The 11,899-nt window shown below is 72.3% G+C and carries 13 protein-coding genes; 2 read left to right on the top strand and 11 right to left on the bottom strand.

What is annotated here, in order from left to right; translation table 11 throughout:
* Positions 1–38: 38 nt before the first annotated feature.
* The 3 genes from J5Y10_RS11360 to J5Y10_RS11350 form a co-directional block, all read right to left on the bottom strand.
* Positions 39–359 (bottom strand): hypothetical protein, encoded by a 321-nt coding sequence (locus J5Y10_RS11360; protein WP_209373592.1) that lies wholly within the window; start codon positions 357–359, stop codon positions 39–41.
* A gap of 106 nt (positions 360–465) precedes the next feature.
* Positions 466–1,308 carry a hypothetical protein gene (locus J5Y10_RS11355; RefSeq protein ID WP_342452895.1) on the bottom strand — a complete coding sequence of 281 codons (843 nt, stop codon included), beginning with the start codon at positions 1,306–1,308 and terminating at the stop codon, positions 466–468.
* 143 nt (positions 1,309–1,451) lie between these two features.
* On the bottom strand, positions 1,452–1,691 hold the full coding sequence (locus J5Y10_RS11350) for a hypothetical protein (RefSeq protein ID WP_245214552.1): 240 nt from the start codon (positions 1,689–1,691) through the stop codon (positions 1,452–1,454).
* A 111-nt stretch (positions 1,692–1,802) separates the two neighbouring features.
* On the opposite strand from J5Y10_RS11350, the gene J5Y10_RS11345 reads away from it, so the two are divergent.
* Positions 1,803–2,135: a DUF1491 family protein gene (locus tag J5Y10_RS11345; RefSeq protein WP_209373591.1), complete on the top strand. Its 333-nt coding sequence runs from the start codon at positions 1,803–1,805 to the stop codon at positions 2,133–2,135.
* Between the two features lie 88 nt (positions 2,136–2,223).
* A complete protein-coding gene (locus J5Y10_RS11340; protein WP_209373590.1) occupies positions 2,224–3,828 on the top strand; it encodes an ABC transporter substrate-binding protein in 1,605 nt (534 codons plus the stop codon).
* Between the two features lie 6 nt (positions 3,829–3,834).
* Here the strand turns inward: J5Y10_RS11340 and J5Y10_RS11335 are convergent, their stop codons facing one another.
* The 8 genes from J5Y10_RS11335 to J5Y10_RS11300 form a co-directional block, all read right to left on the bottom strand.
* Entirely contained in the window at positions 3,835–4,080 is a 246-nt protein-coding gene (locus tag J5Y10_RS11335; protein ID WP_209373589.1) for a hypothetical protein, read from the bottom strand.
* Between the two features lie 59 nt (positions 4,081–4,139).
* Positions 4,140–5,867: a peptidoglycan -binding protein gene (locus J5Y10_RS11330; RefSeq protein ID WP_209373587.1), complete on the bottom strand. Its 1,728-nt coding sequence runs from the start codon at positions 5,865–5,867 to the stop codon at positions 4,140–4,142.
* A gap of 31 nt (positions 5,868–5,898) precedes the next feature.
* Positions 5,899–7,038 (bottom strand): MotA/TolQ/ExbB proton channel family protein, encoded by a 1,140-nt coding sequence (locus J5Y10_RS11325; protein WP_209373585.1) that lies wholly within the window; start codon positions 7,036–7,038, stop codon positions 5,899–5,901.
* 5 nt (positions 7,039–7,043) lie between these two features.
* The gene (locus J5Y10_RS11320; RefSeq protein ID WP_209373583.1) at positions 7,044–7,694 is read right to left on the bottom strand and encodes a hypothetical protein; all 651 of its coding nucleotides are present in this window, start codon (positions 7,692–7,694) and stop codon (positions 7,044–7,046) included.
* A gap of 46 nt (positions 7,695–7,740) precedes the next feature.
* Positions 7,741–8,925, bottom strand: a complete 1,185-nt coding sequence (locus J5Y10_RS11315; RefSeq protein ID WP_209373581.1) for a GAF domain-containing sensor histidine kinase — start codon at positions 8,923–8,925, stop codon at positions 7,741–7,743.
* Positions 8,926–8,985: 60 nt separating this feature from the next.
* Positions 8,986–9,861 carry an inositol monophosphatase family protein gene (locus J5Y10_RS11310; RefSeq protein ID WP_209373579.1) on the bottom strand — a complete coding sequence of 292 codons (876 nt, stop codon included), beginning with the start codon at positions 9,859–9,861 and terminating at the stop codon, positions 8,986–8,988.
* Positions 9,862–9,871: 10 nt separating this feature from the next.
* Positions 9,872–10,441 carry an elongation factor P gene (gene efp / locus J5Y10_RS11305; protein WP_209373577.1) on the bottom strand — a complete coding sequence of 190 codons (570 nt, stop codon included), beginning with the start codon at positions 10,439–10,441 and terminating at the stop codon, positions 9,872–9,874.
* A gap of 342 nt (positions 10,442–10,783) precedes the next feature.
* Positions 10,784–11,770 (bottom strand): tripartite tricarboxylate transporter substrate-binding protein, encoded by a 987-nt coding sequence (locus tag J5Y10_RS11300; protein WP_209373575.1) that lies wholly within the window; start codon positions 11,768–11,770, stop codon positions 10,784–10,786.
* Between the last annotated feature and the right edge of the window lie 129 nt (positions 11,771–11,899).

Here is an 11,899-nt window from a genome sequence, read left to right as displayed (position 1 = left end):
AACCCGTCCGGCCTTTTCTCCGGGCTCTGCTCCCCGGCTTACCAGCCGTAATACGGCCGGTATGCCACGCGGGGGGGGTAGTAGTAGGCCGGCGGCGGCGGCGCGTAATAAGCCGGCGGGGGCGGCGCGTAGTAGACCGGCGGCGGCGCGTAATAGGCGCGCGGCGCGTAGTAGGCGGGCGGGGCCAGCGTGGCGCCCGCGATGGCACCGAGCGCGAGGCCGCCGACGATGGCGCCGGCAACGGCGCCGCCGCCGCCACGATGGCGGTGCCAGCCCTGGGCCTCGGCGGGGGCCGCGGAGGCGGCCGTCAGCGCGGCGACCGCGACGCCGGCAAGGGCGAGAGTGCGAAACCTGGTCATCTGATCGGCCCTCCGGGGCTTCCTTGATGGTGCGATCCTGGCGGCGAAGTGGCGCGGGATTATGGCAGAGGCGGGGTGACTTCGTGGTCCCCCGTGACGGCCAGTTTCAATTCGCCCGCGGCGTCTCGTCGTAACGCCCATATGGGGTGCCGGCTGCGGGAAGGGGAGGGGGAGGCGGAAGGGCGGTCTGGCCGAGGACCCATCCCTCCCAGCGGCGGACCCAGGGGTCGTCCGGGATGAAATCCGGGCGGGCGCCGTCCAGCACGGCGACGACGCAGAGAAGGCCGAGGAGGCTGTCGAAGCGGTCCTCCCCGGCGGCATCCCGGCCGAAGCCGGTCGCAATGGCGGCGTCCAGGCCAGGGGTGGGGCGGACTGCCAGGCGCTCCATCGCGGCGCGCAGGTCCGGGGCGGCGGCGAGACGGGCGGGCTGGGCTCGCTTGCTGCCGGGCAGGCGGATCCCGAGCTGGCGCATGGCCTCGGCGGGATAAGTCTCGGCAAGGACCGCGGTGCCGGGGGCGAGAAGGGCGTGCAGCCCGCCCTCGAAGGGCCAAAGCCGGTAGGGGGCACCCGCCAGAAGGGCGGGGGAGAGCCAGTCCCGCCAGGCGGCGATCGCGGCCTTGCCGGTCTGGTTGGCCCCGAGGGTCCAGAAGAGCGGCGCGCCGGCTGGACGCTCGGCGGTGGCGCGGTCGCAGAGGCGGGAGAGGTCGGCGGGGCTCATGAAGCCGAGGGCGGCGGCATGGGCGGCGCGGGTCATGCCGCGCAGGCCGTGGCGGGGGTAGAAGGGGCGATCGGGGCCGACGGTCTCCAGCGTGTCGCTCACCTCCAGGAAGCCGGGGGGCAGGGCGCGGAGGAAGGCGGGAAAGCCGGGCTCCGGCCGCGCGGCGGCCCAGGCGCGGGGCAGGCCGAGGGGCAGGTCCAGGCCCAGGACGAGGGGCGGGCCCTCCGCCACCAGGGCGGCGGTGCGGGCGGCCGGGTCGCCGACCGGGGCCGGCGCCTCGGCCAGCCAGGCGCCGGTCCGCTTCCGGGCGATGGTGATCCAGCGCTTGGCCGGGTGGGCGGACCAGTCGGCGTGGGCCGCCGTGAGGTCGCGGATCAGGAGCCCTTCAGGGGCTGCTGGGCGCGGTCCAGCAGGCGGCGGAAGAGGTTGGGCTTCTTCGCGGGCTCCGTGGCCGCGCTGCGGGCTGCGGCGGCCCCGGCGGCGGCGCGGCGCTCCTCCTCCCGCTCCTTCTCCTTCGCGGCGAGCCATTTATCGAGGGACATGCCGGCCTTGGCGGCGCGGCGGCTCTCATAGGCGCGTTGGGCGTCGGTCATGCGCGGCGGCGGGTTGGCCATGCGGAGGTCTCGCGGAAAAAGGGCGGCAGATCGGCTGCCCGTGAATGGCGCGGCGGCGGGCGGGCATCAAGCCCCTTCCACAGCGGCGCCGGGGGTGGGAAGAGGCCGGGCATGGAAGCACGGGTGAAGGCGGGGCTCTGGGCCTCGATGGCGCTGCGGATGGGGGACGCCGCAGGGCGACCCGGCGCGGTGCTGCGGAAGGGGGATCCGGACAGCGGCGGCATCCTGGTGGTGCTGCGCGGGCGGGAGGGGCTGGTGGCCCTGGCCCAGACGCGGGACGGCCAGGGGCGGCCGGCCTGGGTGCGGGGCACCGGGGCGGCGCCGGTGGATGACGCGACGGTGGATGCCTATGTGGCCCGGCAGGTGAAGCGGGATCCGGACCTCTGGGTGCTGGAATTCGAGACGCCGGACCTGCTGCCGCCCTTCGAGGCGGTGATCCTTTAGCCAAATCATGGCATGGGCCTTGCGTTTCTGCCGCTGAGTGCCGCACGGGCCAGTGCCCGGCGCGGGCCCTGAGTAGCAGGACGATTCCATGACCCTTACGCGCCGATCCGCCCTTGGCCTTTCCCTTGGGATCGGGGGCGCCATGGTGGGGGCGGTGGCGGCGCCCCGCCTCTCGCAGGCGCAGGGGGCGCGCGTGCTGCGCTTCGTGCCGCAGGCCGACCTGACGAATTTCGATCCGGTGCTGACGACGCAGCAGGTGGTGCGGAATGCCAGCCTGCTGGTCTGGGACCAGCTCTACGGTATCGACAGCCGGTTCGAGCCGCAGCCGCAGATGGCGGAGGGGCACGAGGTTTCCGCCGATGGGCTCACCTGGACCTTCCGGCTGCGGCAGGGGCTGAAGTTCCATGACGGGGAGCCGGTTCTGGCGAAGGACGCGGTCGCCTCCATCCGGCGCTGGATGCCGCGCGACGTGATGGGGATGCGTCTGCGCGCGGTGCTGGACGAGATCGCGGTGGTGGACGACCGGAGCTTCCGCATCCGGTTGGGGCAGCCCTTCCCGAAGCTGCTCTTCGCCTTCGCCAAGAGCACGACGCTGCTGCTCTGCATCATGCCCGAGCGGATCGCGAGCACCGACGCCTTCAAGGCCATCACGGAATATGTCGGATCCGGGCCGATGCTGTTCAAGCGCGACGAGTGGGTGGCGGGCGCGAAGGCCGTCTTCCAGCGCTTCGACGGCTACGCGCCGCGGGAGGGGACGAGCGACTGGCTGGCCGGCGGCAAGCGTGTGAACTTCGACCGGGTCGAGTGGATCACCATGCCGGATGCCGGCACGGCCGCCGCCGCGCTGCAGGCCGGCGAGGTCGACTGGTGGGAGCAGGCGGTGAACGACCTGAGCCCCGTGCTGAAGCGCAACCGGCAGGTGAAGGTGGACGTGGCGGACCCGCTTGGGAATGTCGGGCTGCTGAAGGTGAACCACCTGCACGCGCCCTTCACCGACCCGCGGGCGCGCCAGGCGCTGCAGTGGCTGGTGAACCAGGAGGACTACATGGGCGCGGTGGCTGGCGATGACACGGCCCTGTGGAAGACCATGCCAAGCTTCTTCACCCCTGGCACGCCTTACTACACCGAGGTGGGCGGGGAGCGGCTGAGGGGCGCGCGCCGGGTGGATGAGGCGAAGCGGCTGCTGGAAGCGGCGGGCTACAAGGGCGAGGCGATCGTTCTGCCCGTGGCCACCGATGTGCCGAACGTAAAGAACCAGGGCGACGTGACGGCGGACATGCTGAAGCGCGCCGGGGTGAACGTGGACATGATCGCGATGGACTGGGGCACCCAGTCCGCCCGCACCAACAACAAGGGAGTGCCGTCGCAGGGCGGCTGGCATCTCAGCCACACCTGGGTGGCGGGGGCGGAATGCGTGACGCCGGCCGGGCACAAGGCACTGGATGCGGGCGGGGGCAGCTCGCTCTCGGGCTGGGCGAAGTCGGATGAGGTGCAGGGGGCGATCAGCGAGTGGTTCACGCTGACGGACCCGGCAGCGGCCAAGGCTTCCATGGACAAGATCAACCGCATGTCCATGGACTTCGTGACGGTGATCCCGACAGGGTTCTTCGTCGGCAGCACCGCCTATCGCACCAGCGTCTCGGGGATGGCGAAGTCGCCCTATCCGCAGTTCTGGGGCGTCTCCAAGAGCTGAGAGGCTTCAGTCGATGCGGGGAATAACGCTGTCCACGGCCTCGCAGACCGCGCCGATCCCCGAGCCCACGGCGCAGACGCCGTCCCAGAGCGCGCCGCCAGCCCGGGCTGCGAGTTCCGCCACCTGGCTGGCATTGTCGAGGCCGATGATCGTGTCGCTCCAGCCGGATTCGGTGGGGCGGGCGGCGGCCTTAGCGCGCTCAACCTCCTCGGCATTCGCGGCGGCGATCTCGGCGAGCTTTTCCGGGTCCATTGCGGGTCCTCCCACTTGCCACCTGCTGGTGGCGGATGGTCGTTTCAAGCCCGGCCCGGTCAGCGATCCGTGAGGCGCAGCTCGATGCGGCGGTTGCGGGCGCGGGCGGCGGGGGTGTCCGCCGTGTCGATGGGCTGGAACTCGCCGAAGGCGGTGGCGGCCACGCGGTTGGTAGGCAGGCCGTTCTGGATCATCAGCTGCGCGACCGCGATGGCGCGGGCGGAGGAGAGCTCCCAGTTGCTGGCGTAGCGGGCGCCGGGGCGGACGGGGGAGTTGTCGGCATGGCCGTCCACGCGCAGCACCCAGTTCGTGCCCTCCGGGATGCGGCCGGCGATGTCCAGCAGCAGGCGGGTGACGTTGGCGATCTGCTCCCGGCCCGTGTCCGACATCTCCGCGCTGCCGATGGGGAAAAGGACCTCGGACTGGAAGACGAAGCGGTCACCGGCGATGCGGATCTCCGGCCGATCGCCCAGGACGTCGCGCAGGCGGCCGAAGAAGTCGGAGCGGTAGCGCTGCAATTCCTCCACCCGGGCGGCGAGGGCGGCGTTCAGGCGCTGGCCTAGGGCGGCGATCTGGGTGTCCTTCTCGCGATCCTGGCTCTCCTGCGCGTCCAGGGCGGAGGCGACGCGGCGGAGCTCGGCGCGCAGTGCGTCCAGCTGCTGGGTGAGGAGGGCGGCCTGGGCGCGGGCGCTCTCGGCGAGGCGCCCGTACTCGCCGGCCTGGCCTTCGGCGGCGCGGCGGGCCTCGGCTTCCGCGCGGGCGGTGCGGGCGGCGTCGGCGAGGAGGGTTTCGGCGGCGCTGCGGCCGCGCGCGGCCTCGGCCAGGGCGGTCTCGGCCGTCCGGCGGGCTGTGGCGGCCTCGGTCGCGCGCGCCTCGGCGGCTCCCTGCGCGCGGGTGGCCAAGGCTGCGGTGGCCTCGGCGGCCTGGCGGGCGGTGGTGGCGTCGGCGGTGGCGGTTTCGGCGGCCTGGCGGCGGCGCTCCTCGTCGCCGGCGCGTGCCAGGGCGTCGCGGGCCTGCCTTTCGGCCTGTTCCCGCAGGGCGGCGAGGGCGCGGAGCTGCTCGTTCAACCGGGCGATGTCGGCCAGCCGTGCCTCGATCGTCCCGCGGTCCGTCACGCCCTGCTGTCCCAGCCGCTCGGCTTCCGCGCGGACGGCGGCGAGGTCGCGGCGGGCGGCCTCGAGCGCGGTGCGGGTCTCCGCGAGGGTTCGCTCGGCACCCTGGCGGGCCGCGCTTTCGGTGGCGAGGGCGCGGCGGGTCTCGGTCAGGCCGCGCACGGTGCGGGCGGTGTCGGCGCCCGCGGCTTCCACCCCTGACAGGGCCTCGGCGAGGCGGGCCTCAAGGCTGGCGATGCGCTGGCCGTTGCCGGATGCGGCCAGCTCCGCATCCGCCAGCCGGGCGGCGAGGCGGTCCCGCTCCTCCCGCGCCGCGTCACGGGCGGAGGTGGTGCGGGCGGCGTCGCCCTGCAGGGTGGCGAGGTCGCGGCGGGCGGCGTCGCGCTCCGCCCCGATCGTGCGGGCTTCCTCCTGCGCGCGGCCGAGGGCGGCGCGCAGTTCCTCCGCCCCGCCGCGCTCAAGCGAGAGAAGCTCGGCCAGCTCGGCCACCTGGCGGTTCAGCCGGTCCAGCGCGCGGTCGCGCGAGGAGAGGGCGACGGAGAGGAAACCCTGGGCGAGGACGAAGACGAGCAGGACGAAGATGATGATGATGAGCAGCGTGGCCAGGGCGTCCACGTAGCCCGGCCAGGCGTTGATGGCCTCGCCCCTGTTCCGCCGGGGGTTGCCTAAGGCCATCGGTGCGTGGCCCCTGGGTGCGAGGCCGTCGTCACGATTGCGGCGGCGCCTCGGCCATGGCCGCGATGGTGCGGGCCAGCACCTTGATCTCGGAGCGGATCTCCTGGGTCGATTGCGCGCGGCCCTGGGCGCTCTCCTCCAGCAGGCGGGCGAGGTAGAGCTCCACGTTCCGAAGGTGGTTGCGGGACGCGGCCTCATGCTCCCCGATCTCGCCGAGGCGGGCGAGGGAGGGGGCGAGGCCGGACTGGGCCTCCGCCACGCGCTGCATCAGCGTCTGGCCGGCGCGCATCTGGTCGGTCAGCACGGTCAGGCGCTCGGCCAGGGTCTCGAGCGCACGCCCGGCCTGCGCGCTGCGCTCCTCGCCTCGGGTCAGGATGCGCTGCAGGCCCTCCAGGTTCTCGGCGGTCTGCTCCAGCAGGGCCTGGACATAGGCGGGGACGGATCCGCCCTCGCCGCCCGCTTCCCCGATCACGCCGGAGGAGAGGCGGGTGACGCCGGCCAGCCACTCCTCCAACTCGTTGTAGAAGCGGGTCTGGGCCTGCCCGGCGGTGAGGTCGAGGAAGCCCAGGACCAGCGCGCTGGCGAGGCCGAGCATGGAGGAGGAGAAGGCGACGCCCATGCCTTGGAGGGGCTGGGCGAGGCCGGATTTCAGCTGGTTGAAGAGGGTGGTCACGTCGCCCGAGCCGACGGACATGTTCTGGATCACGTCTGAGACGGACCCGATGGTGAGGATGAGGCCCCAGAAGGTGCCGAGCAGGCCGAGGAAGATCAGCAGCCCCGTCATGTAGCGGGACAGCTCCCGCTGCTCATCCAGGCGGGAAGCGATGCCGTCCAGCACGCTCCGCATCGCGCCCGTGGAGAGCATCAGCCGGTCGGATCGGCGGGTGGCCAGCATGGAGGCCATGGGGGCGAGGAGGCGGGGCGGCCGGGCGGTGGCCGCAGCAGGCTTCGGGGCGCGGAAGGCCTCCAGCCAGTCCACCTCGTGCTTGAGGAGGAGGACCTGGCGGATGCACCAGCCCGCGCCGAGGACGAGCACCGCGAGAATGAGGGCGTTCAGCACGGGGTTCACGGCGAAGGCGTGCCGCAGCTCCCCGGACAGGAGGGCGCCCACCAGCGCTACCACCACGAGGAACAGCACCATGCGGAGCAGGTAGCGGGTGGGGTTCGTCATGGCGCTCAGCCGCCCCTCGGGGCGGGGTTGGGGCGGGGCGCGCCCGATGCCGGAGGAGCGGTCCGGGGGGCGGGAGCGGCCGCGGCCGCCTCCTTCGGCCGCGGGGCCGGCGGGGCGAGGATGTCGATCACGTCCAGCCCTTCCGGCGTGCGGCCCATCGGGCGGAGGTCGATCCGCGTGGTGGCCAGGCCGCCGCGGACGAGGGAGGCCTTGACCGTGATGGCGCGGGCGAGGCTGGTGCGGCGGGCGACGGAGGGGTCGTCCTCCGGGCCGCTGACCTGGGCGATGACCGTGACCCGGCCGGTGCTCTGGTTGGCGAGGTAGCGGCCGATCGTCTCGATCGAGAGGCGGGAGCCGTGGTCGGGCTCGCCGAGGCCGGTGCGCCCGGAGAGACGCCAGCCGCCGGCATGCTGCCGCGCGAGTTCCGGGGCGAGGACGAGGTTCGCCACCTCCATCGGCTCCGAGGGGCGGGGGCCGGCGGAGAGATCGGCGGGGGCGGGCGCGGCCGCGGCGGGGTCGCCCGGCTCCTCCTCCTCGGCGCCGGGCGGCGGGGCGGGGGACTGCGCGAGGACCGGCGGGGCGAGGACCGGCAGGGCAGCGGGAGGAAGGGCCAGGGCCGCGGCAAGGGCGGCCCGGCGCAGGGCGGGGGCGATCACGCCGGCAGGGTAGCCCAGGACGGCACGGGCTTGAAGCGACGCCGCGTCAGCCGGCGGGCATCTGGAGGGTGAAGCGGGTTTCGCTCTCATCCGAGGCGACCTCGATCCGCCCGCCATGGGCCTTCGCGATCTGGCCGGCGATGTAGAGGCCGAGGCCGAGGCCCTGCGAGGCGAGGCCGGTGCGGCCCGGCGTGCCGCGGGAGAAGGGGCGGAACAGCGCGGCCCGGACCTCCGGCGGGATCGGCCGGCCGGCATTCGCGACCCAAAGCGCGAGCTGCCCGTCCCGTACCGTGCCGCCGACGCGGACCGGGCCTTCCGGAGCGCCGTGGGCGATGGCGTTGCTCAGCAGGTTGGAGAGAAGCTGGGACAGGCGGGCGTGGTCGGCGACGACCGGCAGGTCCAGGTCCAGATCGGTGTGGATTTCCCGGTTCGGGTGAACGGAGCGCAACTCCGCCACCGCCTGCTCCACCGCCGGACGGACGGACTGTGCCGTTGATGCCTCGATGCTCAGGCCTTCGCCGAGGCGGGCGCGGGCGAAGTCCATAAGATTGCCGATCAGGCCGGTCATTCGCAGGACGCTGCCTTGCATCAGGGCGAGGATGCTGCGCCCGCCCTCGTCCGTGACGCTGCGGCCGAGCAGCCGGACGCCGGAGGCGATGGACGCCACGGGGTTGCGGAGGTCGTGGCCGAGGATGGCGATGAACTCCTCCCGCAGCCCTGCCATGGCCCGATGGCTCGTCAGCTCGGCCTGCGCGTCGCGCAGCGCCTCCTCGCTGGAGATGTGGGTGCCGATCAGCTCGGCGAAGAGCCGGAACATCCCGAGCGTCTCGGGGGTGTTGACCCGCAAGGGGCGGGGGTCGATCGCGCAGAGCGTTCCGAAGAAGCGGCCGCCCTGCAGGAGGATGGGGACGGAGATGTAGCTCTGGAAGCCGTACTGGGCCGGCGTGTGGTGGCCACGGAAGGCGGGGTCCTCGGCCACGTGGTCGATCGCCACCGGCTCGCGGGTGCCGCAGATCTCGTTGCAGATGGTGGTCTCGAGCCGCAGCTCGCTGCCGGGCAGCAGGCCGAAGGCCATGCGGTCCAGGACCTGGCAGGCGATCCACCGATCATCCGTGACCCGGGCCACGGCGGCGAATCCCATGCCCGTGGTCCGGCACACGACGTCGAGGATCCGGGGCACCGCCTCGATGCGGCCGATCAGCTCGACGTCGTGCTGGTGGGAATCGCTCATCTCATGCCTTGCCCGGCGGGGCAGGATCGCCGGGAAGGCGGCGCAGTTCAACCCGCCGGATCAGGCGGGGCCTGCCTCACTCGCCGCAGTGCCGCGGCGTTCCGCGACATAGCCGATGCCCTCCACCACCGCTTCCCGCAGCTTGCCGTGCAGGAAGGGGTTGCCGGCGACGATGTTGCCGGTGGCGTAGGGGTCTTCCTCACCGGGGCCGGTCACGTAGCCGCCGGCCTCCTTCACCATGATGATGCCGGCCGCGCAGTCCCACTGCTTCAGGCCGAGTTCCCAGTAGCCCTCGTAGCGGCCGGCCGCGACCCAGGCGAGGTCGAGTGCCGCCGAGCCGAAGCGGCGGATGCCCGCGACATGCGGCATGAGCCGGGCGAGGGTGGTGGAGAACTCCGCGCGGTGCGGCACCTTCGCGAAGGGGATGCCGGTGGCGAAGAGGGCGGCGTTCATGTCCCGCCGGCCGGAGACGCGCAGGCGCCGGTCGTTCAGGAAGGCGCCGCGGCCCTTCTCGGCCCAGAACAGCTCGTCCGTGGCGGGATTGTAGATGACGCCGGCGGCGATCTCGGAGGTGGTCGGCGTCAGGCGGTGCTCGATGCCGACGGAGATGCACCATTGCGGGATGCCGTGCAGGAAGTTCGTGGTGCCGTCGAGCGGATCGACGACCCAGCGCCACTCCCAGTCGGCATCGCCGCTCGCGCCCGATTCCTCCATGAGGAAGGCGAAGCCGGGGCGGGCGCGGCGCAGTTCCTCGCGCAGCGTCTCCTCGGAGCGCAGGTCGGCCTGGGAGACGAAGTCGCCGGGGCCCTTGCTGCTGACCTGGAGGTTCTCCACCTCGCTGAAGTCGCGAAGCAGGCGCCGCCCGGCCTTGCGGGCGGCGTTCACCACGACGGTCAGCGCGGGCGAGAGGCGTGCGGAGGATTGTGCGCCGGACATGCTGTCTGGATCAGCCCTTGGCGCGTTCGAGGTAGGAGGCGTCCTCGGTGCGGACGACGATCTTCTCGCCGGCGGTGATGAAGGGCGGAACCATCGTCTTCACGCCGTTCGAGAGAAGGGCGGGCTTGTAGGAGGAGGAGGCGGTCTGGCCCTTCACCACCGGGTCGGCTTCGACGATCTCCAGCACCACCGTGTCCGGCAGCTCCATGGCGACCGGCTCGCCCTCGATGAGGCGGACGTTGACGGTCATGTTCTCGACGAGGAAGGGCAGGCGCTCGCCGAGGATGTCCTTGGAGACGGTGGTCTGCTCGAAGGTCTCGGGGTCCATCAGGACGATGTTGTCGCCCTCGGCGTAGGAGAAGGTGAACTCCTTGTCCTCGGTCTGCAGGCGCTCGACGGTGTCGGCGGTGCGCCAACGCTGGTCCTTCTTGGACCCCGTCTTGATGTTGCGCATGTCGACCTGAATGATCGCGTTCCCCTTGCCGGGGATCATGATGTTCTGCTTCAGGATCGTGTAGCGCTGGCCCTCGAATTCGATGACCATGCCGGCGCGCATCTGATTGGCCTGCATCTTCGCCATTGGGGGCGTCCTGTTCGTCGTCTGGGGCGGCGCAGGGGTGGCGCCGCGGAAGGGAAGGATCAGGCGGCGGGCTCTACACGCGGGTCCTGGGCTTGGCAACATTTTGGCGGGGTGCCGGCCCGCACGATGCGTCCAGGGCGGGCGGAGCGATGCGCCCTGGTGCACCCGCAGCGAGCCTCACGGTTTCGAGAGCGCACTTAGTGGGAAAAGCTGTGGGACAGCCGCCGTACTGACCCACAACAGATTGAAAAGCCTCACAGGCCAACGGAAAGGACCTGTGGATAACCCTGTTGGCAACGAGTGCCGGCGGCGCGCCCTCCCTGGGGATGACGCCCGGCCGGATCAGTCCGCATAGGCGTTGGTGGCCTCGATCACCGGCTTCCACTTGGCGATATCGGCCGTCCAGAAGCGCTGGTGCGCTTCGGGCGTGGCATCGGCCTGGGAGACGGGGGCGGTGCCGATCTCACTGAAGCGCTGGACGATGCGCGGATCCCGCAGCGCGGCCTGGAGGGAGGCGGTGAGGCGGGAGCAGATCGGGGCGGGGGTGCCCTTCGGGGCGTAGAGGCCGTGCCAGACGGTGACGATGAAGTTCGGCAGTCCGCCCTCGGCCGTGGTGGGGATCTCCGGCAGAGTGGCGATGCGGGTGCGGGACGGGGTGGCGAAGACCTTTACGGAGCCGCCGCGGATGTATTCCGTGGTCTGCGTGGTCTGGTCGCAAAGCAGGTCCACGCGGCCGCCGAGGATTTCCTGCATCGCCGGCCCCGTGCCGCGGAAGGGGATGACGGTGGGTCTCGCGCCGATGGCGTTGGCGAAAAGCGCGCCGCAGAGGGCGGAGGAGGAACCGATCCCGGCATCCGCCAGGTTGAAGCGGTCGCCCTGCGACTTCATCAGGGCCACCAGCTCCGCCAGGCTGTTCGCGGGAAGCTCCCGCCGACCGACCAGCGTCATCGGCACTTCCGTGACCAGGCCCAGGGGCTCGAAGCCGTGCACGGGATCGTAGGCCAGGCGGCGGTACATCGTGGGGATCACTCCCATGCCGATGTGGTGCAGGAGCACGGTGTAGCCGTCCGGCCGGGCCTGGGCGACGCGCTGGGCGCCGATGGTGCCGCCGGCACCCGTGCTGTTCTCCACCACCACGGGCTGGCCGAGATCCTTGCCCATGCTCTCGGCCAGGAGGCGGCCGACGATGTCGGTGGGGCCGCCGGCGGCGAAGGGGATCACCATGGTGATGGCGCGGCTGGGGAAGGCGGCCTGGGCACGGGCGATGCGGGGGGAGGCGAGCGCGGCGAGGCCGGTCGCCGCAAGGGCGCGGCGGGTGAAGTCGGTCATGGATGTCTCCCCGGTGGTGCCCGTTCGCGGGCACCGTTTGTGGGGGTATGTTGAACCGGCTGGCCACAGGAGGGAAAGGGGCGCGGGTTTCATCGAAACGGCCGAACACGGGTTCGTCAGGTCTATAAC

It is taken from the genome of Roseomonas indoligenes (assembly GCF_017813365.1).
GTDB classification, from domain to species: Bacteria; Pseudomonadota; Alphaproteobacteria; order Acetobacterales; family Acetobacteraceae; genus Roseomonas; species Roseomonas indoligenes.
Note: the sequence above shows the minus strand (reverse complement) of the source record. Positions and strands in the feature narration are given on the sequence as shown.